This window comes from Streptomyces genisteinicus (genome assembly GCF_014489615.1).
GTDB classification, from domain to species: Bacteria; Actinomycetota; Actinomycetes; order Streptomycetales; family Streptomycetaceae; genus Streptomyces; species Streptomyces genisteinicus.
Genome location: NZ_CP060825.1, coordinates 3,976,646 through 3,998,677, shown reverse-complemented (window position 1 = coordinate 3,998,677; position 22,032 = coordinate 3,976,646). Strand labels below are relative to the sequence as shown.

The window sequence follows — 22,032 nt, the reverse complement described above, 5'->3', positions numbered from 1 at the left end:
GGTGCTCGGCGTGGTACGCCACACTCGGGGGAGTGTCGCCACCGCCAGCCGGTTCCGCGGACGAGAGCGCCCCGGTCACCTTCCGGTGCCGGGGCCCTCGTCCCCTTCGGACGGGCCCCGGGAGGGCCCGCCGGCCCGGCCCCGCGCGCTCAGGGCAGCAGTTCCAGCGGCTCGTACTGGTGCGGCCGCCCACCGGTCCACTCCACCGCGGTCGGGTCCTCCAGGGAGACCGTTCCGGTCTCCCCCGCACGCCTGATCAGCTCCCGCACCTCGTCGTCGGAGCGGGCGAGTCCCATGATCCGGCCGCGCACGGTGACGCGTCGGCCGCCCGTGGGCGAGATCCGGTGCACGACGATCGGCGGGTTGCCGGCCATGCGTCCAGCGTGCTCCGGCCGCCGCGCCGCTGCCAAGCCCGGTGCGCGCTCCACGTCCGGTCCGCCGCGCCACCGCCCCGCCCGCCCCGCCACCGCCACGCCCGGTCCACTGCGCCGCTCCACGTCCGGTGCACCGCGCGAGCGCCTCGTCCGCCGCGCCCGCGGCCGGTCCGTCACCGTTGACACCGCGGTCCCCCGTTGCTTGGATGCGCCGCAAGCGCTTTCCGGCCGTGAGCCGCCGACCCCGCCGCCTCCGCCGGCCCCTCACCGACCCGCCGACCCCTGGAGCGTCCGGTGCACTTCTCACGTCGCGCCCTGCTGTCCCTCCTGCCCGCGGCCGGCGTGGTGGCCGCGACGGGCCCCCGGGCGGGGGCCGCGTCCCTGCCGGACGGTGCCCGGGCCGCCGGCGGGGCCGGTGACCGGGCCCTGCTGCTGGCCAACACCCTCGCCGTCTTCGCCGGCACCGAGGAGTCCAACGGCCGCCCCGAGGTCGCCGCCAAACTGGCCGCCGTCGAGGCGACCGCGCTGGCGCGGCTCGCCGCGATGGACGGAGCGGGAGCGGGTGAGGTCTTCCGGGGCATGCCGCTGGGCACCAGCGACCCCGACCTCGCGAGGACCTTCCAGTACCTGTACGAGATCGCCCTCGCGGTCCGCGCCCCCGGCCCCGCCCCGTCCCGGGTGCGCGGCGACCGGGCGGTCGCCGAGCGGGTCGTCGACGCCCTCGCCCGGCTCCACGACACGTACTACGGCGACCAGTCCACCGGCTACTACGGCAACTGGTTCACCTGGGAGATCGGCATCTCCACGCACGTCAGCAAGTGCCTGGTCCTGCTGCGCGACGAGATCGCCGCCCACCGCCCGGCCCTGACCGCCGCCTACACCGCGTCGATGGACGCCTATCTGCGCAACGGCAAGGACGGCGACGTCGACCTCGACTCGCGCTTCCACACCGGGGCCAACCTCGCCGACATCACCACGAACCGCATCCTCCAGGGCGCCGTGCTCGGCGACGACGCCCGTGTCGCCAAGGCCGTCGCCGACCAGCTGACGGTGTTCGCCACGATCGACCCGTACCACCTGCGGCACGGGGTGACCGACGGCTTCTACGCGGACGGCTCGTTCGTCCAGCACGCCTCCGTCGCCTACACCGGCTCGTACGGCAAGGGGCTCCTCACCCGTGTCGTGCAGACGGTGAAGATCCTCGACGGCACGGGGTTCTCCGGCGGCGGCGGCGATCTTGCGGCCACGGTTCTCCGCTGGGTCACCGACGGGTTCGCCCCGCTGATCCACGAGGGCTGGATGATGGAGGCGGTGAAGGGCCGCGGGGTGTCCCGGACCGGCACCGGCTACGCGGACGCCGCGGCCGTCGTGGAGGCGGCCGTCGACCTGACCGCCCATGTGCCGCGGGGCGACGCCGACGCCCTGACCGGCTGGGTCAAGCACGTACGGGCCACCTCGCCGGCACCGCCCGACCCGGCGGCCTTCGTCTCGCCGGTGAGCGTCGCCCGCCATGCCGACCTCCTCGCCTCCGCCGTCCCCGCGAAGGACCTCACCCCGGCCGCCCACCACGCGGCGTTCAACGCCATGGACCGGACCGTCCACCGCCGGCCGGGCTGGTCGTTCGCGCTGTCCCGCAGCTCCGTACGGGTCAGCAAGTACGAGTACATGAGCGGCGAGAACCTCGCCCCCTGGTTCCAGGGCGACGGCGCCCACCACCTCTACCTGTCGGGACAGGACCAGACCCGCGCGTACGGCATCGACCACCTGACCGTCGTCGACCCGCTGCGGCTCGCGGGCGTCACCGCGCCCGTGGAACGGCGCCGCACCGTCCCCGAGCTGTACGGCACGCTCTGGTACGACAACCCGGAGCGCGGCTTCACGGCCTCGTCGCAGGCGCAGAACGACTACGTCTACTTCCCGCGCGGCACCAACGCCCACTCCGGCGGGGCCCGGCTCGGCGCCTACGGCACGGCCTCGATGGTCATCGGCGACGACGCGGCCCACGCGGCCGACCGGGCGGGGCTGCTCCCGGAGGACTTCGTGACGCACCGCGGCGCCCGCGGCACGAAGTCGTGGTTCCTGCTCGACGACGAGGTCGTCGTGCTCGCCGCCGGCGTGGGCGATCCGGCGGGGCGGGCGGTGACCAGCACCCTCGACACCCGGATCGCGGACGCGGACACGGCGGTGGAGCTGACCGGCGAACTGCGCGGCGGCACCCCCTGGCAGGGCACCGGCACCGCCCCGCTGGCGTGGCTGCGCTGCGCCGACCCCGTCGAGGGCACCGCCGTCGGCTACGCCCTGCTGTCCGGGCCGCCGGCCACCGTGGGCCTCGCCACCGTCACCCGCAGCCGCCGGACCGTCCGGCTCACCAACCCGGACACCCCGGTGACCAAGCAGGTCTTCACCCTCGGCGTCGACCGCGCGGCCGGCGCGCCCCCGGTCTCCTTCGCGTACGCGCTGGTGCCGCACGCCACGGCCCGCAGGCTGCGTTCCTACGCCGGCGGCCCGCTGACCGTCCTGGCCAACACCACCCGGATGCAGGCCGTCCGCCACGCCCGGCTGTCCCTGGTCGCCGTGAACACCTTCACCCCCGGGGTCCACCGCACCGCCGGGCTGGCGGTCGACGGCCCGGCCTCCGTCCTCGTGCGCAGGACCCCGGACGGCGCGACCTCACTCGCCGTCAGCGACCCGACGACGGGGCGCGACACCGTGACTCTCACGCTCCACGGCCGCCGGCTGCGCCCCGTCCACATGGACCCGGGCGTCCGGGCCGTGCCCGTACCGGGCGGCACCCGCGTCGAGGTGACGACCCGTCACCTCTACGGCCGGAGCCTCGGAGCGACGCTGCGCCCGTGACCTGGGCCCGGCGGAGGCCGGTGCCCAGGTCGCCGCGGACGCCGGCCCGGCGTGACGGCACCCGCCGGGCCGGGGCGCGGCGCCCGGCGTCAGACCCGGTCGAGGTCCCGGTCGCCGGTCTCCGGCAGTGCCAGCACGCACAGCAGCGACAGCAGGGCCATCGAGCTCATGAACCAACCGCCCACCGCCGGGCTGTAGTTCTCCGCGAGCGCCGTCACGACGAGCGGCGCCGCGGCCCCGCCGAGCACCCCGCCGAGGTTGTACGAGACACCGGCGCCCGAGTAGCGCACCCGGGTGCTGAACAGCTCGGGCATGTACGCGCCGGCCGGGCCGTAGATGATGCCCATGCAGAGCAGGGCGCCGCTCAGCGCGACCGCGATCAGCACGTAGTTCCCGGTGTCCAGCAGCGGGAACAGCACCGCTCCCCACACGACGCCGAACGCGGCGCCGGCGATGATCAGCTTGCGCCTCCCGACGCGGTCCGACCACCGCGCGACGAAGAACGTCGACAGCCCCAGCACCACGACCGCCACCAGGGTGAGCGCCAGCATGTCGTTCTTCGGGATGCCGAGGGTGCCGGTCGTGTACGTCATGCAGTAGGTGGCCGCGGTGTAGAACATCACGTACACCACGGTGATCATCCCGGCGCCGAGCAGCATCTCCCGGGGGTGCAGCCGGAACGCCTCGACCAGCGGCGCCTTCGCCGTCTCCTGCTTCTCCACCACCTTGGCGAACGCGGGCGTCTCGGCGATCCTGAGCCGGATGACCAGCCCGACGGCCACCAGCACGAACGAGAGCAGGAACGGTATGCGCCAGCCCCAGCTGGTGAACGCCTCGTCGCTCAGCACCGACGACATCAGCAGGAAGGTGCAGGTGGCGGCGAAGTAGCCGGCGGGCGATCCCATCTGCGGGGCCGCCGCGTACAGTCCGCGCTTCTTCTTCGGGGCGTGCTCGACGGCGAGCAGCGCTGCGCCGCCCCACTCGCCGCCGAGGCCGAGTCCCTGGATCAGCCGGAGCACCACCAGCAGGACCGGCGCGGCGACGCCGAGCGTGTCGTAGCCGGGAAGCAGGCCGATGCAGGCCGTGGAGAGGCCCATCATCAGCAGCGAGGTCACCAGCACGGCCTTGCGGCCGACCCGGTCGCCGAAGTGCCCGAAGATCGCGGCGCCCAGCGGCCGGGCGGCGAAGCCGACCGCGAAGGTGGAGAGGGTGGCGAGGGTGCCCGCGGTCTTCGACAGCTCGGGGAAGAACGCCTCGTTGAGGACGAGCGCCGCGGCGGTTCCGTAGATGTAGTAGTCGTAGAACTCGATGGCCGTGCCGACGAAGCTGGCGGTCGCCACCCGGCGCATGCCGCCGGGGGTCTCGCCGGAGGCGGCGGACGCGTCGGCGGCGGCACCGGCGGCCTCCGCGAACGGTTCGGCGGCCGATGCGCCGGGCGGCCCGCCGGGTGTCTCCCCGGCCTGGGGGACGGCCGGGGAGACGCCCGGGCTGTCGGGGGCGGGTGCCTGGTCTGCTGCGTCGCGCGGCACGGGGGTGCTGCTCATGGGCTGCTCCGGGGGGAAGCTGGGGAGAGGGACGCCGCCGGGACGGCGGCCGGAGACGGCAGCCGTGTGCGAACGGGGTGTGAACGTAAACCGGCGGGCCTCCCCCGCCCGTTGTCCGCCGGAACAGTCCTCGCGCCCCCGCCCTGTCGGCCCGGACAGCCGGGGTCCCGGTGTCTCAGCCCGTGGGAAAGGGAGGCGCCGGCCGCGCCGGACCGCCGCCCAGCGACAGCCGCAGCTGGAGCGTGGCGGCCAGCCGGTGCTCGGGGTCGTCCAGGTCGAGCCCCGTCAGGGCGACGGCCTTGCGGACGCGGTAGCGCAGGGTGTTGGGGTGGACGTTGAGCTCCTTGGCCACCGGCCCTACGTCGCCGAACGCGTCGAGGTACAGCAGCAGCGAGCGGGCGACCTCGGTGCCGTGCTCCAGGTCGTGGGCGACCAGCGCCTCCACCGCGGGGTGCCTGATCTCCGGCCGTTCCCCCAGTGCTTCGAGGACGCCCCGCAGCATCAGCGACGCCGTGAGCCGCCCGTGGGTCTCCACGGCCCGCCCCGGGGTGCGGGCCAGTACCTCCAGGCCGTGGTAGCCGCGCAGCTTGACGGCCGGGATCTCGTCCAGACGTCCCGCCGTTCCGGCGACGACCGCCTGGACCGGGGTGCCGGTGTGGCGCCGCAGCGCGCCCACGACGTCACCCGCCCAGCGCACCAGCGCCGTCTCGTCCGCCGCCCGGCCCCGCGGGTCCGGGAGCATCGCGTAGATCTGCCCGCAGGCGAGGGTGACCAGCGCGTTCCTCCGGTAGGCGGCGGCGTGCACGGACACGATCCCCGCCGCCTCCGCCCGTCGCGCGTCCTCCCAGGCGGCATCCCCGGCGCCGGGCGCCTCGCGCAGGTCGATCGCCACCACGGCCGCCTCCGCGGACGCCTCGATGCCCAGGTGGGCGGCGAGCGCGGCCGAGTTGAAGCGTCCGGTGAGCAGGCCGTGCGCGAGGTCGGCGCGCGACGGGACCCGTGCGGCGGAGTCCCCCTGGTAGTAGTGGTCGACCAGCTGGGAGGCGGCCAGCCGCGCCGCGCCGCGCAGCGTCTCACCGGACCGTTCGGCGAGCGGACGGGCGCCCTCCTGCACCCAGATCGTGCCGAGCAGCCGCGCCCCGGCGTTGATCCCGGTCACCAGCCGCCGCCTGGTCCCCATGTCCGGCCGCTCCTCGACCTCCACCACCTCGTCGCCGCCCCGCACCCGGCGGTAGACGCCCCACTGCCGCAGCAGCGCCAGGTACGACTCGGGGCAGCTGCGCCCGAGGACGGAACGCATCCGCACCTCGTCGGCCTCGTCGACGGGCCCCGCGTAGGCGACGACCCGGTGCGCGCTGTCCTCGATGCTGACGACACCGCAGGTCAGCGTCGCCACCGTCTGCGCGAGCGAGAAGAGGTCGCCCCGCCGGTCGGCCGCGACCGCGCGCGTCGGCGCCTCCAGCACCCCGCGCACCTCGGCCTCCACCTGGTCCCAGCGCAGGCCCGCCGGTATGCCGAGCACCACGACCCCGGTCTCCTCGGCGGCCTCCCGCGCCTGCCGGGGCACCGCCCCGTCCGCCCCGGCGCGCACGGCGACGGCCGCGGCGCCGGCCCGGCCGGCCGCCCGCACGGCCTCCCCGGCCTCCGGCCCGCGCGCCCCCACGGCCAGCACCAGCAGACCGGGTGCGGGCACGATCGCGTCCCCGGGCTCGGCGATGATCACTTCGCGGACGGCCGCGTCCGCGTCGTCGCCGGCCCGGACGGCGTCCGCCCCGAGCAGATCCGCCAGTCGTGCCGCCGAGGCGGCGGGGGTGCCGGGGGGACCGAAGCCGTCCGCTGTGTCGTTCACCCGAGCAGCGTAGGCAACCGGGCTGTGGGGCCGCTGTGCGGCCGGGACCGCACGACGTGCGCCCCCGGCCCGGCGGTGGCGGGCGGGGACGCGCGTCGTGCGGGGCTCCGCGGCTACTTCGGGTCGCGGTTGTAGCGGGCGGTGGCCCAGCGGTTGCCGAGGAGGGTGAGGCCGAGGCACCAGGCGACGGCGATCCAGCCGCTGTTGCCGATCTCGGTGCCCAGGAGCAGGCCGCGGAGGGTTTCGATGGCGGGGGTGAAGGGCTGGTACTCGGCGATGGGGCGGAACCAGCCGGGCATGGAGTCGAGGGGGACGAAGGCGCTGGAGATGAGGGGGAGGACGACCATGGGGAGGGCGTTGTTGCTGGCGGCTTCGACGTTGGGGCTGACCAGGCCCATGCCGACGGCGATCCAGGTGAAGGCGAGGGCGACCAGGGCCAGCAGGCCGAGGGCGGCCAGCCATTCCAGGGGGGTCGCGTCGGGCCGGAACCCGATCGCGACGCCGACCGCGCCGACCAGCAGCACGCTGGCGACCGACTGCATGACACTGCCCGCGACGTGGCCGAAGAGGACCGATCCGCGGTGGATGGCCATGGTCCGGAAACGGGCGATGACGCCCTCGTTCATGTCATTGGCCACCGAGACCGCGGTCCCCACCACGGTCGAGCCGATCGTCATCATCACGATGCCCGGCACGATGTAGGCGATGTAGGCCGCCCGACCCCCGCCGCCCGCCAGACCGGCGCTCATCGCGTCACCGAAGACGTAGACGAACAGCAGGAGCAGCATCACCGGTGTCAGCAGTAGGTTCAGTGTGAGCGACGGGTAGCGGCGCGCGTGCAGCAGGTTGCGGCGCAGCATGGTGGACGAGTCGCGTACGGCCAGGGACAGGGTGCTCATCGGACGGTCTCCTCGCTGGTCGGGCCGGTCTGCGCGGGCACAGTGCCGGTGGTGGTGCTGCTGCTGGTGCTGCTGGTGCTGGTGCTGGTGGGGTGGGCGGTGAGGGCGAAGAAGACGTCGTCGAGGTCGGGGGTGTGGACGGTGAGCTCGTCGGCCTCGACACCCGCGGAGTCGAGCCGGTCGAGCAGGGAGCGCAGTTCGCGCTGGGTGCCGTCGCTGGGGATCTGGAGGGTGAGGGCTTCGTCGTCGGCGGCCGCGCCGCCGGCGGTGAGCGCGGCGGCCGCGGACCGGTAGGCGCCCGGGTCGGTGAACCGCAGCCGCACGTGCCCGCCGGGCACCAGGCGCTTGAGTTCCTCCGCGGTGCCCTGGGCGGCGATCCGCCCGTCGTGCAGCACCGCGATCCGGTCCGCGAGCTGGTCCGCCTCCTCCAGGTACTGGGTGGTCAGGAACACCGTCACCCCACCCGCGACGAGTTCCCGCACGATCTTCCACATCGTGTGCCGCGAGCGCGGGTCCAGCCCCGTCGTCGGCTCGTCCAGGAAGATGATCCGCGGATCCCCGACCAGCGTCATCGCGATGTCCAGCCGCCGCTTCATACCCCCCGAGTACGAAGCGGCCGGCCGGCCCGCCGCCTCCGTCAGACCGAACCGCTCCAGCAGCTCCCCCGCCACCCGCCGGCCCTGCGCACGCGGCAGATGCTGAAGATCCGCCATCAGGAGCATGTTCTCCCACCCCGTGATCAGACCGTCCACCGCCGAGAACTGCCCGGTGACCCCGATCCCCGCCCGCACCGCCTGCGCAGCGGACGCCACATCGCGCCCCCCGACCCGCACCGACCCCGCGTCCGCACCCACCAGCGTCGACAGGATCTTCACCGCCGTCGTCTTCCCCGCCCCGTTCGGACCCAGCAACGCGAACACCGACCCCGCCGGCACCCGCAGATCCACCCCGTCCAGCACCACCTTCTCCCCGTACGCCTTGCGCAACCCGATCGCCTCGACGGCGAGCGGCGGCGGAGCCTCATTGGATGTGGACATGACAGAACTGGGCATGGGGTCCTCCCTTTCGAGGATGGAGCGGCGGGGACGAGCGGGTGACGGGGCGGGCCGGCCGGATCGGGCCCGGCCCGCGCCGGATACGGCGGCCGGTGGCGGCCCGGGCGGTCAGACCCGGGCGCGGCGGACGTCGATGTTGCCGAAGCGGGTCCGGGCGCGGACCTGCACGGTGTCCTCGGCCTCCCCGGGAGTCTTTGAGGCGGTGAGGGAGTTGCGCACCTGACCGCGCCCGGAGCTGACGTCCAGCCAGGCGGCGACGCCCTCGCGGACGCCGATGTCGATGGCGCCGAAGGCGGTCTCCAGCTGCACCGTCCCGCCCGACACCTCGGCGACCCTCAGGGCGCCGTGGGCGGTGGTGGCGTTGACCGACGCCTCGGCCCGCGCGATGTCGATGTCACCGTTGGACCCGCGCACCCGCAGGTCACCGGTGGCGACGCCGACGGTCGTCGTGCCGTGCGAGTTCTTCAGGACAGCGGGCCCGTCGAGCATGCCGACGCGCAGACTGCCCGAGCTGGTGGTGATCTCGGCCGTGCCCTCGACCCGGTCGACGGCGATCGACCCGTGCGAGGCGGTCAGATGGAGCGGGCCGGTCGCGTCGAGCCGGACGTCGCCGGACGAGGTCTTCACCCTGACCTCGCCGAGCCGCCCCTCACCGAGCACCTGCGCCCAGGCCCCGGTCACGGCGACGTCCGACCCCGCGGGCAGCTCGACCGACACGTCGACCGTGCCGGTGCGCCCGACGAGGTAGCGCTGCTTGGGGGTCCGGACCGTCAGGACGCCGCCCGCGCAGGTGACCTCGGTCTGTTCCGCGGCCCGCACGTCCTGGTCCTTCTTCGGGTCGCGGGGCCGGACCTCGACGACCGTGTCGAGGCGGTCGCCCGCGGCGAAGCCGATGGAGCCGGCCTCCACGTGCGCGGTGACCGAGATCGGTGCGGGGGTGTCGAAAGAAGGCATGGCTGTCCCGTCCTCATGGCTCGTCGGTTCGTCCCCGCTGGTGGGACGTGATGGTGGGTGGAACTGTGCGGTGGTGACGTGGGCGCGGTCAGCGCACCCAGCCGGTGAAGCCCTGCCCGACGGACCGGGTCCGCTCCGGGGCGGGCGGGCGGGCGCCGCCGTCGACCGCGGCCGACACGGCACGCACCAGCCAGGCGTTGACCGAGAGACCCTCACGGCTCGCGGCCTCCTCGGCCCGGGCCTTCAGGTGGGCGGGCAGCCGCAGATTGACGCGGGCGGTGGCGCCCTCGTCCCCGTCCGCCGGCGCCCCGGTCCTCACCGGCTCCGCGGCGGGGGCCGGCTCCACCGGGGCGGCGGGGCCCTCGACGGGCGGCGGGGTCACGACGAAGTCGGGGTCGAGCCCCCGCAGGCGCACGTCGACCGATCCGGGAGCGAGCTCGCGGGTGATCTCGTCCATGGCGGCGGAGAGCACGTTGAGCATGGTCAGACGCGTCGCCGACTCCAGTGGAGCGGTGAGCCTGTCGGCCAGCTCGCGGGCCTCCTCGCCGCCGGCCTCGGCGGCCACCGCGAGTTCGCGGCGGAGGGTGTCGACATAGGGGGTGAGGTCCATGACGTCATCATGGCACCAGAATGGCACCACGCGCAACCCTGTTGGCGCCACGCCAGGCAACGCGCATCACCCCACCGTCTCCACCTGCGGAAACACCGTCGGAGCAGACGGCGCCAGGTTGGCGCCGCCACCCCCTCTCCCACCAGCAGGCCGCCGAGTGGCACCACATGGCACCGCATGGCACCGCATGGCACCGCATGGCACCGCATGGCACCGCATGGCACCGCGTGGGCACCGGATGGCGCCGCACGACACCACGTGGCACCACACGGCGCCACCGGGTGCCCGTACGGCACCACGCACCACGCACCGTGCGGCGCGCCCGGCCCGCATGCCAGGCCCCCGGGGCGGGACGGCGTGACGCCGTCCCGCCCCGGGGACCGTTCGGAAGGTGCCGGCCGCGCAGCCGCGCGGCCGGCCGGGTCAGGCCCCGGAGCCCTGCGCGGCCGCCTTGCCGGCCCGGCGGCGGAAGGTGAGCAGGACGACGACGGCCCCGAGCGCCGCGACGCCCGCGCCGACCACCGAGGTCAGATGCATGGCGTACAGGAAGCTCTCGTTCGCCGCGTCCACCAGCTGCGGCAGCTGCGCCTCGGCGGCCACCTGGCGGGTGGCCTCGGCGGAGTGGCGGGCCGCCTCGGCGGCCGGTCCGGGCAGGCCCGCCAGGCTCGGCTCCACGTCGGAGCCGTAGGCACTGGTCAGCAGCGATCCGAGAACGGCGACGCCGAGCACACCGCCGATCTGGCGCATGGAGTTGTTGACCGCCGACCCCGCGCCGGTGCGCTCCTGCGGCAGCACCGCCATGATCGCCTCCGTGGTGGGGGCGACCGCGGCGCCCATGGCGAGGCCCTGGACCACCATCAGCAGCCAGAACCACACCATCGCGGTGTCCAGGTCGAGCCGCACATACGCCAGGAAGGTGATCGCGGCCGTCAGCATGGAGAGCGAGACGACCGGCCCGACCCCCAGCCCGCGCACCAGCCGGGCCGACACCGGCGCGCCGAGCAGCACGCCGACGGCCACGGGGAGCAGGTTCAGACCCGCCTCGAACGGGGTCTGGCCGCGCACGCCCTGGAGGTAGAACGAGGTGGAGAACATCGAGCCGCTGAGGCTGAAGAAGGTGAGCATCACCGAGACGCTCGCCCCGGTGAACTCGCTGACGCGGAAGAGCCGCAGGTCGAAACTCGGGCTGTCGACGCGGAGTTCGACCCGGATGAAGAGCGCGAGCACCAGCACGCCGCCGACGAGCGATCCCAGCACGGCCGCGTCGGTCCAGTCGTTGCGGTGGCCGCCCTCAATGATGCCGTAGACGACGGCCCCGAGGCCGACCGTCGACAGGAGCACCCCCAGCGGGTCGAGCGCCGTCCTGACCGTGGTCCGGGCCGCGGGCAGCAGGATCACCGCGCCGGCCAGGGCGACGACCACGATCGGCACGTTCACCAGGAAGACCGAGCCCCACCAGAAGCGCTCCAGGAGCGCTCCGCCGACCAGCGGGCCGGCGGCGATGGCGAGGCCGCTGCACCCGGACCAGATCGCGATGGCCATCGCGCGCTCGCGCCGGTCGAAGACCACCGAGATCAGTGACAGGGTGGCCGGCATGATCAGGGCGCTGCCGATCCCCATCGCGCCGCGGGCGGTGATCAGCTCCGGTGCGCCGGACGACATGCCGGCCCAGAAGGAGGCGGCCCCGAAGACCACCAGTCCGGTGAGGAGCACCCTGCGGTGGCCGAAGCGGTCGCCCAGCACACCGCCGGTGAAGAGCATCACCGCGAAGATCAGGGTGTAGGAGCTGATGCTCCACTGGAGCTGGTTGGTGGTGGCCGCGAGGCCCTCGTCCGGCGAGGCCAGGGTGTTGAGGGCGACGTTCAGAATGGTGTTGTCGAGCCAGACCGCGAACTGGGCGAGGACGAGGACCACGAGCGCCAGCCACCTGCGCAGGCCGCTCCTCCCGGCAGGGGATGCCGCTTCCTCTTCCGGCCGCTGCCCGGCGAGCTGCTGGACCACGTGAATTCGACCCCTCCGCTTGGCCTTCACGGGCCGGCCCGCCGGGCTCGGTCGTCCTCGCTCCCGGCGCACGGCCCGCCGCGGCCGTCACCGCGTGCGATCAATCGTCCCGGGGCCGTCGAGCGACGGTCAACGAACGCCGGATCACTGGCAGTTACCTGCCAGTCCGCTCCGCGAGGCGGCCGAGGACGTGCAGCTGGCGCCGCATCATCAGCAGATCGCCCCAGGCCATGGCGCGGATGTGCACCGCTCCGAGGAGACCGGCGCGCCGCGCCACTCTCATCTTGACGACGAGACGGGTGACGCCGGGCCCGTCGTCACGCACCGTGTAGCTGATGGCGAAATCGCCGAAGGCGCGGCGGGCCCACCCTCTGTCGAGCAGCATCGTCAGATGCCGGTCCCGCTCGAAGCCGGTCAGCCCGAAGATCGTCATGACCCGCTGGCCGTGCTCCAGCACGTCCGCGCCCGGGGTCAGTGTCCGGGGGCTGCGCCGGCCGAAGTTGTCCAGGCTGTCGTAGCTGTAGGGCGCGACCTTCAACTGGCACAGCCAGCGGAAGACGGTGCCGCGGTCGGCGCGCACGGTCACCGCCCGGAACCACTCCTCGGACGGCCCCGGCAGCAGGGCGTCGCACGGGTACTCCTCCGTCAGCTCGCCGGGGCGGGCCCCCCAGACCCTCGGTCCGGTCACCGCGCCCGTCACCCCAGCGTCCGCTTGAGGAAGTCCAGTACGGCCGCGCGGTACTCGTCCGGCGCCGTCTTCATGCCCTGCAGGTGCTCGGTGTCCGGCAGCACCCGCACCTCCGCCCCGGGGTAGAGCCCGGCGAGGGCCCGCACGCCGTCCAGCGGGATCACGCTGTCGCCGTCCCCGGCCAGCATCAGCACGGGGGTGCGCAGGTACGCCCCCTCGGCGGGCGGCGGCCACTCGGCCTGGAGCATCGCCGTGCCGACCGCCCCGAACACCCGGCTCAGCACGCCCAGCGACGGCTCGGTGCGCAGCGGAGCCGGTACCGGGATGCCCTTCACCAGGATGAAGTTGCGGAACAGGGGCGGCAGTTCGAGGGCGGGCCCGCTGTCGCAGACGATCGCGTCCACCCCGCACTCCGGCCGCCGCAGCAGGTACAGGGACGGGAACGTGGAGAACGAGAAGCCGAAGACGGCGATCCTCGCGCCGGCGTACCCGGCCTCGCGGCGGAGATACCCGACGACCGCGGCGACGTCGTCCGTGTGCCGGGCGCTCAGGCCCCAGAAGGCCCGGTCCGTGGCACTGCGGCCGTGGTTGCGGTGGTCGAAGAGGGCGACCGTGTAGCCGGCCTCGTGCAGGAACCCGGCCTGGGCCAGGCTCGCCGACTTGCTCAGACCGATGCCGTGGCCGATCACCACGACCCGGTCGGTGCTGCCGGGGCAGAGCCAGACGTGCAGGCTCCGCCCCTTGCCGGCGGGCTTGTCGTCCAGCGGCACCCACACCTCGCTGCTGGGGAGGCCGAACTCCTCGGGACTGCGGTGGTGCGGACGCCGCGGCGGGTGGTAGACGAGGTACGACAGCACCGTGGCGTACAGCGGCACCACCGGCACGGCCAGCACGGCGAGCGCCCTGGCCGCCGGGCCGGGCCGGCGCCGGGCGGGCGCCGGCTCCGGCGTCCCGCCGCCACCGGCCGCTAAGTCGCTCCGAGTTCGGTCCATGTGTGTTCCCTCCCCGTTGACGGTCCGGCCCCGCCGGGCCTCATTATGCACAGCGGCGTCCCGGCGGCCGGTGGTTATCCACAGCCCCCGGCATGGCCGCCGTCGCCTCCCGGCGGGGCCTGCCCGGTGAGCGGGGCGGCGGTCCGCTCGGACCGCGTCCCGGCCCTGGCCGTCCGGGCCGCCACCGCGTCGGCGAAGGCGGCGAGCCGGTCCGTCCCCCAGAACTTGTCGTAGCGGTCGACGAAGAACGGCACCCCGAAGACCCCGTCCCGGTCCACCGCGAGCAGCGCTTCCACGCCCCGGGCGCGGAGTTCGGGATCGTCCGCCGCGGAGGCCAGACGGGCGGCGTCCAGGTCCAGTTCACGGGCCAGTTCGCCGATGACGGCGCGGTCGCAGATGTCCCGCCCCTCCTGCCAGCGGGCCCGGTGGGCGCGGTCGACGAACTCCCGCCCCCGGCCCTCGTCGGCGGCCGCCAGGTACGCCAGGTGCGGCACCTCCCAGACGGGGTCGCGGTCGACCGGCCAGGTCATCCGCAGGCCGCGCTCCCGCGTCAGCCGGCGGACGTCCTGGAGGATGTACAGGTGCTTCGCCCGTGACATGGCCACATAGCTGAAGCTGCCGCCCGCCTGGGCCAGGGCCTTGGCGCTGCGCTCGTCCGGTTCGAAGAACGGACGCCACTCCAGCCGGTCGGCGAGCCCCGGGTACCCGTCGATGAGATCGCGGTAGGCGAGCCAGGAGTACGGGCTGCGCAGGGAGAAGTAGAACCGGGGCGGCGCGGAGGAACGTCCGCGCTCCGCCCCGGTGCGCTCAGACAACGAGACCTCCGTCGACCTGGAACACGGACCCGGTCACGTACTCCGCGCCGACCAGGAACGACACCAGGTCCGCGACCTCCTCCGGCCGTCCGAGGCGGCGGAGCGGGACACTCCGCACGGCCTGCTCCCGCACCTTGTCGGAGAGCCCGGCCGTCATGTCGGTCTCGATGAAGCCGGGGGCCACGACGTTGGCGCGGATGCCGTACTGGCCCACTTCCTTCGCCAGCGCCTTGGTGAAGCCGATGATGCCGGCCTTGGACGCGGAGTAGTTGCTCTGCGTCGGGTTGCCGTGGACACCGGCGATCGAGGAGATGTTCACGATGCAGCCGGACTTGCGCTTCATCATCTCGAAGATCACCGAGCGGCACACGTGGTAGGTGCCGTCGAGGTTGGTGTCGAGGACCTGGTGCCAGTCCTCGTCCGCCATGAGCAGCAGGGGCTGGTCGCGGACGATGCCGGCGGAGGTCACGACGACGTCGATCCCGCCCAGCCGGTCCTCGGCGGAGGCGACGAGCTCGCGCACCGCGTCGCCCGAGGTGACGTCGGTCCGGCTGCTCCAGACCCGGACGCCGAGTTCGGACACCTCCTTCTCCAGCTCCTGCGCCAGGTCCGGCCGCGACCGGTAGCAGAACGCCACGTCGTGGCCGTCCCGCGCGAGGCGCAGCACGGTGGCCCGGCCGATGCCCCGGGAACCCCCGGTGACGAGGGCCGTCTTGCGTGTTGTCTCCGACATCGAAAATCCGTTCCTCACGTCGTCGCGTCGACAGCGGGCGCCGCGGGCGCGGCGCCGGTGAGCTCCTCGGCGGGGCGCAGCGCCATGACCACCCGGCCGACCCGCATCACCGCCTCGCCGTCCACCAGCGCCTCGCCCTCGAAGATCACCGTGTCGCTGAGTGCCCTGACCAGGCGGACGCGGTGCTCGACCACGTCGCCGGGCAGCACCGGCCGCCCGAACTCCACATCCGCGATGCCGCCGAAGAGCATCACCCGGCCCGCGAGCACGTCCGGGTTCGGCTCGTCCCAGGCGGCCAGCACACCTGCCGCCTGGCACCAGGACTCGACGAGCAGCACCGGCGGAAAGGCGTGCTGCTCCGCGTCCGCGCCGGCCGGGACGTCCTGGTACCAGGGTTCGTTGGCGGTGACCGCCTTCCGGGCGACGAGCCCCTCCGCCGGAGTGAGCTCGTCCACGCGGTCGACCAGCAGCATCGGGTAGCGGTGGGGCAGTATCCGTTTGATCCCGTCGATCCCGATCACCCCTCGCTCCTCTCCGTGAAGCGCAGCCGGACGGCCGCCGCCCGGCCGCGGCCGGTGCGGGCGACGCCCTTGCAGCGCCAGCCCTCCTCCCTGCGCTCCCAGGTCAGCTCGATGTCGAGTTCGTCGCCGGGGAACACGGGGCTCAGGAACCGCGTCGACTCGATGGCCGCCAGACGGAGCACGAGGCCCGGCTCCGGCGGCGCGGCCAGCGCGCTGAGGTGCACGTGCTCGACCACGCAGACGCCCGGGAAGATCGGGAAGCCCGGGTAGTGGCCGGGGAAGACCCGCTCGCCCGGCGCGACCTGCACCCGCGTGGTGACCCGGCCGGGCCCGGCGTCGAGGACCCGGGGCAGGTTCTGGACGGGTGTCGCCACCGGAGCGGGCATCAGGCGGCCCGCAGCTTGGCGTCCAGCAGGTCGTACGCCTTCTGGAGGCAGACGACCTCCTTCAGCTCCGACTCGTCGAGCTTGACCGCGTACTTCTTCTCCAGGACCACCATGACCTCCAGGGCCATCAGGGAGTCGACCCCGAGGTCGTCGACGAAGTGCGCCTCGTCGGTCAGTTCGGCCTCCTCGACGTCGAGGACGTCGGCGACCGTCCGGCGCAGGTCTTCCTTCTCGAGTACGGCAGCCGTGGTGTCGGACATGTGCTTCTCCTGTCGTCGTGTACGTCGATTGCTTCACCGAGCGCGTACGGAGGGGCCGTACGCGGGGATCGTGCGGATCGTGCGGTGGTCAGCCGCGCGGGTCGCCCACCGCGTCCGGCGCGTTGAACGTGACCCTCTCGGTCTCCTTGCTGATCCGGCGGACCATGCCGGTCAGGGTCTTGCCGGGGCCGATCTCCACCAGGCGGCGGCACCCGAGCGGCCCCAGCAGCGTGCCGACGCTGCGCTCCCACTGGACGGGGCTCACCAGCTGCCGGGCGAGGAGCCCCGGCCAGTCGGCGGCGCCGGAGTGCGCGGCGGCGTCCACGTTCGCCACGACCCGGCCCGGGGTGTCGGCGAACTCCACGGAGGCCAGCGCCTGTTCGAGCCGTTCGGCGGCCGGCGCCATCAGCGGGCTGTGGAACGCCCCGCCGACCCGGATGGAGATGAGCTTCACCCCGGGCGCCTGCAGCAGGCGGGCCGCGTGCTCGATCCCCGCCCCGGTGCCCGCGACCACCACCTGGCCCGGGCAGTTGAGGTTGGCGACCCACACCGGGTCACCCGCCGCCCGTGCCTCCTCCGCGGCGCTCGCGACGGCCTCCTCCTCGACGCCGACCAGGACCGCCATGGTGCCGTCCCGCTCGCCGGCCGCGTCGCGCATCGCGCTCCCGCGGGCGGCGACGAGCCTCGCCGCGTCCCGGTAGGTCAGCGCGCCCGCGGCGACCAGTGCGGTGTACTCGCCCAGACTGTGCCCGGCGCACACGGCGTTCCGTCCGGCCAGTCCGATCCGTACGGCCTCCTCGTACGCCATGAGGGAGACGGCGAAGACGGCGATCTGGGCCAGGTCGGTGCGGCGCAGCGTCTCGTCGTCGGCCTTGAGCAGCAGCTCCTCGACGTCGGCGCCGGTCAGCTCGGACAGCTCGGGCACCAGCGACCACGCGGCGGTGTCGCGCCACGGCTCGCCCATGCCCTGCTGCTGGGTGCCCTGGCCGGGAAAGAGCAGCGCCGTGGTGCCGGCCCCGGGGGCGGTGCCGTCCCCCGCCGCCGCCGTCGTGTCGTCGGTCGTGTCGTCGGTCATCCGGTCCTCCGTCCTCTCGTGCTCCGTGGTCCCGTCCTCGGTGGTTGTGTACGCGGTGGTCCCGTGCGCAGTGGCCCTGTCCGCGGTGGTCCTGTACGCAGTGGCCCTGTCCGCGGTGGTCCCGTCCGCGGTGGTCCCGTCCGCGGTGGTCCCGTCCGTGCGGGTCAGCACAGGCGGAGCAGTGCGCAGCCGACCACGCCGTCGCGGTCCACGGAGGTGATCAGCGCGACCTGCCCCCGGACGTCGCCGCGGTCCTCGGCGAGGGCGAGCACGGCGGCGATCTGGAAGGCGGCGGCGGCCGCGGCCGTGTCGCCGATCAGCTCGGCGCAGGGCACGCGCTCCGGCCCCGACGCCCCGAACACCGCCTCCAGGGAAGCCCGTTCGGCCGCCGCACGCTCCCCCGCGGCGTGGGAGTCCGCGTGGTGCCGCACCTCCTCGGGCCGGACGCCGGTCCGCTCCAGGAGCGTGCGCACGCAGTCGGCGAGCACCCCGGCCTCCGACTCCGGGCCGTGGTGGACGCCGAACTCCAGGCCGAGCACCTCGGCGAGCCCGCCGCGCCCGTGCGCCTCGGACGCCTCCCCCGACTCCAGCAGCAGCACCGCGGCCCCCTCGCCGAGGACGGCGTCGGCGGTCCCCGCCTCGCCGCCCCAGGTGTGCCACTCCAGCCACGCCCGTGCCGCGGAGAACTCCTCCACCGCGCCGAACAGCACGGTCTCGGCGTGGCCGGACTTCTGGAGGCGCAGCGCGTAGTTGAGGGCGAGCAGACCGGTGGCGCGGCCGCCCGCAATGGTCGTGTTGGGGCCCTTGAGCTGGTGCCAGATGGCGGACTGGCCGGCCGCGCAGTTCATCACCGTGTTCGGGAAGCGCATCGGGTCGACGAAGAAGGGCTTCTCCTGCACGAGCGAGTCCCGGGTGAAGTCCATGATGCTCTGGGCGCTGCCGGTGTTGGTGCCGAGCACCAGGGCCGCGTCGTCGGCCACCCCGGGGATGCGTCCGCCCTCGGCGTCCTGGAGCAGGCGGCCGACGGCGGCCACCGCCAGTCCGGTGACCCGGTCCATGGAGCGGGTGCCCTTGCGGCCGAGGATCTCCCGGTTGCTGAACCCCGGCACCAGGCAGGCGTTCTCGACCGGCACCCGCCAGTCGTCGCCGTCGAGCGTCACGGCGGCCGGCCGGCCGCCGGCGAGGCCGGCGGTGAAGTCGGCGGCGTCCAGGCCGAAGGGGGAGACGACCGACCAGGCGGAGATGAGCGGGCCGCGCACGGCGGTGGAGGTGTGCATGTGTCGGGTTCCTTCGCTCGCATCGGGTTCGGGGGGCGGGAATCGGCGCGGTGCGGCGCCGCCGGTCGCGGGAGGTCCGGTCACAGGAAGTGGACGCCCCGGTAGGCGGACCAGTCCGGCAGCGGATCGGCGCCGCCCGCCCGGCGCACCCCGGGCTGCAGCCAGTGGGGGCCGGTCTCGAAGAGGGCCAGGTCCGCCTCCTCGGCCCAGACCGTGGCGCCGTTCTCCAGCAGGCTCCGCACCGAGTCCCGCGGGTCGGGCAGGGTGTCGAGCGTGCGCCGGCCGACGACGAGCGACGGTGCCGGACGGGTGTCGGCGGCCGCGCAGGTGACCGCGAGTCCGCGCAGCAGGACGTCCGCGCCGTTCTGCTGCCGGTTCAGCTCCCGGGCGAGGTACAGCACGTCGGCGAACTGGGTCTCCAGCGCGCCCCGGTAGGCGCGTTCGACGATCAGCAGCCGCCTGCGCCCCTGGTGGTCCCCCATGGTCAGAACACCCCCAGGAACAAGGTCTTGTCGGCCGCTTCCAGGTGCGCGTCGAAGGTGAACGGCGGGCGCACGGTGATCTGCGGGATGTGCGGTTCGGAGCCCCGCTCCTGGGTGCAGAAGCGGCAGGAGTACCAGGTGAGGCGGTCGGGGAAGGCGTCGAGGAGGTCCTTGGCGAGCGTCGCGCTCGTCGGGTAGTCCTGCGACCAGCTCACGATGTTGCGCGGCTTGTGCTCACCGAGGGACTGCCTGGTGAGACCGGTGGCGTGGCCGCAGGTCCAGATGTGCACGGTGGCGCCGCGCTCCAGCAGCGCCTGCGCGAGGCGGACGGCGCTGGTGACCATGTCGCTGATGTGCGGGGTGCCCATGAGGGCGAGCAGCACGTCGGCGCGGGGCAGGCTCCTGGCCATGTCAGTGCCACACCCCCCGGGTGCCGGGGGCGAGCAGCCGGGCGGCCACCTCGTCCATCTCCACCGGCACGACGCCGGGCAGGAGCTGATCGGGGACCAGCGCCCGGTGGGTCAGCGAGAAGGCGTCGGCCCAGACGCGGCCGCCGCCGTCCAGGAGACCGCGCAGGCCGCGGCCCGGTGCGTCCGCCGGGCCCGTGGGCCCGGCGCCCGCGAGGGCGGCCGTGACCCCGTTCTCGATCAGGAGGAGCACGACGTCGTGCCCGGCCGCCCGCAACCGGACGGCGTCGTCGACGAACCGCTCGGCCCCGGGGCCGCCCCAGGGACCCTGGGACTCGATCAGCAGGTACTCATCCATCCGTGGCGGCCTCGCTGTGCGCTGTGGTCGGGTGGGCGGCGAACGCCCCGGTCAGAAAGGCGAGGACACGCTCTTCGTACTCCTCGCGGTCGAACCGCAGAGCGCTCATGTGCAGGGCGTTGGGCGCGGTCCAGCGCTCCGCCCGCGGATAGCGGTCCGCGACCGGCGCGATCTGCGACTCGGGGACGAGCGGGTCCTGGCCTCCCGCGACGAACATCAGCCGCGTCGGCGTGCCGGAGAGGTCCGGCGGCCAGTTCCGCACCGCGAGCATCCGCCGGCACAGCGCGCCGAAGCACGAGCGGTAGACGGCGTGCCCGGCGCCCTCGCGCTGCGCCGCGGGAAGCGCCGGCCTGCGCACCCGGGCGAAGTGCTGGAGCCCCGCCCCGATGTCGAACATCGGCCCGCTGTCGCACACCAGCGCCGCCGCCGGCCGGTCGAGCCGCGCCAGGACGCTCAGCGCCACCCAGGTGGAGAACGAGAAGGCGTACAACGCGATCTCGCCGCCGCCCAGTTCGGGGTCGGCCCGGACCCACCGGAGCACGTCGGCCAGGTCGCCGGTGTACCGGTCCGCCATGCTCCCGAAGGCCCGGTCCCGGCCGCTGTCGCCGTGGTTGCGCAGGTCGTACGCGACGACGTGCCAGCCGGCCCGGTGCAGCATCTCGATGTGCCCGAGCGTGCTGGACATGGTGCGGCCCATGCCGTGGCAGACCACCACGGTGTGCGGTCCGGCGCCGGGCACCACCCAGCCGCTCAGGGGTATCGCGTCCCGGCTCGTGGTGAGCCTCAGTCCGCGCAGCGGCAGTCCCTTGCTCAGCGGTGTGCGGCCGGGCTTCGCCTGCGGGGGGTGGTAGAGCTCGTACGCGTGCCGGGCCGCCAGGGGGACCGCGGCGGCCGCGGCCTTCCACGCGGAGAGGGTGGCACGCATCAGGTGGTCAGCGCCTCTCCGCCGTCGACGCCGATGATGTTCCCGGTGAGCCACGAGGAGGTGCTGCGCGCCATCGTGACGAGCGCCTCGGCGACGTCCTCCGCCGTGGTCAGCCGGCCGTGGGGGTTGTTGCGGGCGGCGAGTTCGACCAGCGGACCGTGCTCGGGGATCTTCTCCAGCGAGGGGGTGAGGGTCACGCCCGCCCGCAGCGCGTTGACCGCGACCCCGCTCGGGGCCAGCTCCAGGGCCAGCTGGCGGACGTGCGACTCCAGGGCGCACTTGGCGGCGGAGACGGCCCCGTAGTTCGCGGTGACCTTCTGGTCCCCCGCGCTGGTCATCGCGTAGATCTTGGAGCCCTCGCCGATCAGTCCCGCGGCGTGCAGGTCCTGGGTCCAGTAGACGAGGGAGTGCGCCATCACGTTGAGCGTCATGTCCATCTGGCGCTGGGTGAGGGCGGGTCCGCCGTCGGCCGGCAGGTAGGGGACCAGGGTGCCGAACGCGAGCGAGTGCAGCAGCACCCTGAGGGGGCGCCCGCCGGTCAGCTCCGCGAACTGGGGCACGAGTTCGGTCCGGGTGCGGGCGCTGGCGGCGTTCGCGTTGAAGAAGTGCGCGGACACGCCCGCCGAGCGCAGTTCCTCGACGGTGACCTCGGCCTTCTCCCGGCCCTCGGCCATGTCGAAGTGCACGCCCAGGATGTTGGCGCCCTCCGCCGCCAGTGCCCTGGCGTTGGCCAGGCCGATCCCGCTGGAGGCGCCGAGGATCAGGTTCCAGGTGCCTTCAAGTGACGTCGTCATCGCTCTCTTTCCTCGTGCTCGGACTTTCCTCGTACTCGAACGGTGTCGGCCGGTCCGGGGCGCTCGAACGGCCGGTCCGGTCAGGGGTGTTCGCGCGGGGTGGCCGGTCCGGGGCGTGCACACCCGCGCCGGCCGGTCCGGGGTGACCGCACGGTGGCGGCCGGTCCGGAGTGCCGC

The 22,032-nt window shown here is 74.1% G+C and carries 23 protein-coding genes; 1 reads left to right on the top strand and 22 read right to left on the bottom strand.

All coding sequences use genetic code 11. The features are described from left to right. Positions 1 to 149 precede the first annotated feature (149 nt). Entirely contained in the window at positions 150 to 374 is a 225-nt protein-coding gene (locus IAG43_RS17365) for a hypothetical protein (RefSeq protein ID WP_187741640.1), read from the bottom strand. 294 nt (positions 375 to 668) lie between these two features. On the opposite strand from IAG43_RS17365, the gene IAG43_RS17360 reads away from it, so the two are divergent. Further along, on the top strand, positions 669 to 3,230 hold the full coding sequence (locus tag IAG43_RS17360; RefSeq protein WP_187741639.1) for a polysaccharide lyase family 8 super-sandwich domain-containing protein: 2,562 nt from the start codon (positions 669 to 671) through the stop codon (positions 3,228 to 3,230). 89 nt (positions 3,231 to 3,319) lie between these two features. On the opposite strand, the gene IAG43_RS17355 is transcribed toward IAG43_RS17360, so the two are convergent. From IAG43_RS17355 to IAG43_RS17255, 21 genes are all read right to left on the bottom strand, one after another. Then, positions 3,320 to 4,774, bottom strand: coding sequence for an MFS transporter (locus IAG43_RS17355; protein ID WP_343075631.1), 1,455 nt, complete (start codon positions 4,772 to 4,774; stop codon positions 3,320 to 3,322). 175 nt (positions 4,775 to 4,949) lie between these two features. Next, the gene (locus IAG43_RS17350) at positions 4,950 to 6,623 is read right to left on the bottom strand and encodes a PucR family transcriptional regulator (protein WP_187741638.1); all 1,674 of its coding nucleotides are present in this window, start codon (positions 6,621 to 6,623) and stop codon (positions 4,950 to 4,952) included. Between the two features lie 113 nt (positions 6,624 to 6,736). Then, entirely contained in the window at positions 6,737 to 7,522 is a 786-nt protein-coding gene (locus IAG43_RS17345) for an ABC transporter permease (protein ID WP_187741637.1), read from the bottom strand. Then, entirely contained in the window at positions 7,519 to 8,574 is a 1,056-nt protein-coding gene (locus tag IAG43_RS17340; RefSeq protein ID WP_187741636.1) for an ATP-binding cassette domain-containing protein, read from the bottom strand. Before IAG43_RS17340 ends, IAG43_RS17345 begins: the two co-directional genes overlap by 4 nt. 111 nt (positions 8,575 to 8,685) lie before the next feature. After that, the gene (locus tag IAG43_RS17335) at positions 8,686 to 9,531 is read right to left on the bottom strand and encodes a DUF4097 family beta strand repeat-containing protein (RefSeq protein ID WP_187741635.1); all 846 of its coding nucleotides are present in this window, start codon (positions 9,529 to 9,531) and stop codon (positions 8,686 to 8,688) included. A gap of 88 nt (positions 9,532 to 9,619) precedes the next feature. Beyond that, positions 9,620 to 10,141 carry a toxin-antitoxin system HicB family antitoxin gene (locus IAG43_RS17330; RefSeq protein ID WP_187741634.1) on the bottom strand — a complete coding sequence of 174 codons (522 nt, stop codon included), beginning with the start codon at positions 10,139 to 10,141 and terminating at the stop codon, positions 9,620 to 9,622. A 423-nt stretch (positions 10,142 to 10,564) separates the two neighbouring features. Next, on the bottom strand, positions 10,565 to 12,142 hold the full coding sequence (locus IAG43_RS17325) for a DHA2 family efflux MFS transporter permease subunit (protein WP_187741633.1): 1,578 nt from the start codon (positions 12,140 to 12,142) through the stop codon (positions 10,565 to 10,567). A 154-nt stretch (positions 12,143 to 12,296) separates the two neighbouring features. Then, the gene (locus IAG43_RS17320) at positions 12,297 to 12,830 is read right to left on the bottom strand and encodes a hypothetical protein (protein WP_246574402.1); all 534 of its coding nucleotides are present in this window, start codon (positions 12,828 to 12,830) and stop codon (positions 12,297 to 12,299) included. An 8-nt stretch (positions 12,831 to 12,838) separates the two neighbouring features. Beyond that, the gene (locus IAG43_RS17315) at positions 12,839 to 13,822 is read right to left on the bottom strand and encodes an alpha/beta hydrolase (RefSeq protein WP_187741631.1); all 984 of its coding nucleotides are present in this window, start codon (positions 13,820 to 13,822) and stop codon (positions 12,839 to 12,841) included. 74 nt (positions 13,823 to 13,896) lie between these two features. Next, the gene (locus IAG43_RS17310) at positions 13,897 to 14,637 is read right to left on the bottom strand and encodes a 2-hydroxychromene-2-carboxylate isomerase (protein WP_187741630.1); all 741 of its coding nucleotides are present in this window, start codon (positions 14,635 to 14,637) and stop codon (positions 13,897 to 13,899) included. Next, positions 14,630 to 15,370, bottom strand: a complete 741-nt coding sequence (fabG, locus tag IAG43_RS17305) for a 3-oxoacyl-[acyl-carrier-protein] reductase (protein ID WP_187741629.1) — start codon at positions 15,368 to 15,370, stop codon at positions 14,630 to 14,632. Before fabG ends, IAG43_RS17310 begins: the two co-directional genes overlap by 8 nt. 14 nt (positions 15,371 to 15,384) lie before the next feature. Then, entirely contained in the window at positions 15,385 to 15,891 is a 507-nt protein-coding gene (locus IAG43_RS17300) for a 3-hydroxyacyl-ACP dehydratase FabZ family protein (RefSeq protein ID WP_187741628.1), read from the bottom strand. After that, complete coding sequence (locus IAG43_RS17295; RefSeq protein WP_246574400.1) at positions 15,888 to 16,265, bottom strand: 3-hydroxyacyl-ACP dehydratase FabZ family protein; 378 nt, start codon at positions 16,263 to 16,265, stop codon at positions 15,888 to 15,890. The genes IAG43_RS17300 and IAG43_RS17295 overlap by 4 nt, the downstream gene beginning before the upstream one ends. Before the next feature lie 11 nt (positions 16,266 to 16,276). Beyond that, entirely contained in the window at positions 16,277 to 16,537 is a 261-nt protein-coding gene (locus IAG43_RS17290) for an acyl carrier protein (protein ID WP_187741626.1), read from the bottom strand. Positions 16,538 to 16,625: 88 nt separating this feature from the next. Then, entirely contained in the window at positions 16,626 to 17,612 is a 987-nt protein-coding gene (locus IAG43_RS17285) for an ACP S-malonyltransferase (RefSeq protein WP_187741625.1), read from the bottom strand. A 164-nt stretch (positions 17,613 to 17,776) separates the two neighbouring features. After that, positions 17,777 to 18,889, bottom strand: a complete 1,113-nt coding sequence (locus tag IAG43_RS17280) for a beta-ketoacyl synthase N-terminal-like domain-containing protein (protein ID WP_187741624.1) — start codon at positions 18,887 to 18,889, stop codon at positions 17,777 to 17,779. A gap of 80 nt (positions 18,890 to 18,969) precedes the next feature. After that, positions 18,970 to 19,371: a hypothetical protein gene (locus IAG43_RS17275; protein WP_187741623.1), complete on the bottom strand. Its 402-nt coding sequence runs from the start codon at positions 19,369 to 19,371 to the stop codon at positions 18,970 to 18,972. Between the two features lie 2 nt (positions 19,372 to 19,373). Continuing rightward, positions 19,374 to 19,781: a hypothetical protein gene (locus tag IAG43_RS17270; RefSeq protein ID WP_187741622.1), complete on the bottom strand. Its 408-nt coding sequence runs from the start codon at positions 19,779 to 19,781 to the stop codon at positions 19,374 to 19,376. 1 nt (position 19,782) lies between these two features. Continuing rightward, entirely contained in the window at positions 19,783 to 20,136 is a 354-nt protein-coding gene (locus IAG43_RS17265; RefSeq protein ID WP_187741621.1) for a DsrE family protein, read from the bottom strand. Next, positions 20,129 to 21,061, bottom strand: a complete 933-nt coding sequence (locus IAG43_RS17260; protein ID WP_187741620.1) for an alpha/beta hydrolase — start codon at positions 21,059 to 21,061, stop codon at positions 20,129 to 20,131. Before IAG43_RS17260 ends, IAG43_RS17265 begins: the two co-directional genes overlap by 8 nt. Next, positions 21,061 to 21,855: an SDR family oxidoreductase gene (locus IAG43_RS17255; protein ID WP_187741619.1), complete on the bottom strand. Its 795-nt coding sequence runs from the start codon at positions 21,853 to 21,855 to the stop codon at positions 21,061 to 21,063. Before IAG43_RS17255 ends, IAG43_RS17260 begins: the two co-directional genes overlap by 1 nt. Between the last annotated feature and the right edge of the window lie 177 nt (positions 21,856 to 22,032).

What these genes read in the sequence shown, in the direction of transcription:
- IAG43_RS17365 (WP_187741640.1), bottom strand. Translation starts at nt 374, where the DNA reads ATGGCCGGCAACCCGCCGATCGTCGTGCACCGGATCTCGCCCACGGGC.
- IAG43_RS17355 (WP_343075631.1), bottom strand. Translation starts at nt 4,774, where the DNA reads ATGAGCAGCACCCCCGTGCCGCGCGACGCAGCAGACCAGGCACCCGCC.
- IAG43_RS17345 (WP_187741637.1), bottom strand. Translation starts at nt 7,522, where the DNA reads ATGAGCACCCTGTCCCTGGCCGTACGCGACTCGTCCACCATGCTGCGC.
- IAG43_RS17340 (WP_187741636.1), bottom strand. Translation starts at nt 8,574, where the DNA reads ATGCCCAGTTCTGTCATGTCCACATCCAATGAGGCTCCGCCGCCGCTC.
- IAG43_RS17335 (WP_187741635.1), bottom strand. Translation starts at nt 9,531, where the DNA reads ATGCCTTCTTTCGACACCCCCGCACCGATCTCGGTCACCGCGCACGTG.
- IAG43_RS17330 (WP_187741634.1), bottom strand. Translation starts at nt 10,141, where the DNA reads ATGGACCTCACCCCCTATGTCGACACCCTCCGCCGCGAACTCGCGGTG.
- IAG43_RS17315 (WP_187741631.1), bottom strand. Translation starts at nt 13,822, where the DNA reads ATGGACCGAACTCGGAGCGACTTAGCGGCCGGTGGCGGCGGGACGCCG.
- fabG (WP_187741629.1), bottom strand. Translation starts at nt 15,370, where the DNA reads ATGTCGGAGACAACACGCAAGACGGCCCTCGTCACCGGGGGTTCCCGG.
- IAG43_RS17290 (WP_187741626.1), bottom strand. Translation starts at nt 16,537, where the DNA reads ATGTCCGACACCACGGCTGCCGTACTCGAGAAGGAAGACCTGCGCCGG.
- IAG43_RS17285 (WP_187741625.1), bottom strand. Translation starts at nt 17,612, where the DNA reads ATGACCGACGACACGACCGACGACACGACGGCGGCGGCGGGGGACGGC.
- IAG43_RS17280 (WP_187741624.1), bottom strand. Translation starts at nt 18,889, where the DNA reads ATGCACACCTCCACCGCCGTGCGCGGCCCGCTCATCTCCGCCTGGTCG.
- IAG43_RS17275 (WP_187741623.1), bottom strand. Translation starts at nt 19,371, where the DNA reads ATGGGGGACCACCAGGGGCGCAGGCGGCTGCTGATCGTCGAACGCGCC.
- IAG43_RS17270 (WP_187741622.1), bottom strand. Translation starts at nt 19,781, where the DNA reads ATGGCCAGGAGCCTGCCCCGCGCCGACGTGCTGCTCGCCCTCATGGGC.
- IAG43_RS17265 (WP_187741621.1), bottom strand. Translation starts at nt 20,136, where the DNA reads ATGGATGAGTACCTGCTGATCGAGTCCCAGGGTCCCTGGGGCGGCCCC.
- IAG43_RS17260 (WP_187741620.1), bottom strand. Translation starts at nt 21,061, where the DNA reads ATGCGTGCCACCCTCTCCGCGTGGAAGGCCGCGGCCGCCGCGGTCCCC.
- IAG43_RS17255 (WP_187741619.1), bottom strand. Translation starts at nt 21,855, where the DNA reads ATGACGACGTCACTTGAAGGCACCTGGAACCTGATCCTCGGCGCCTCC.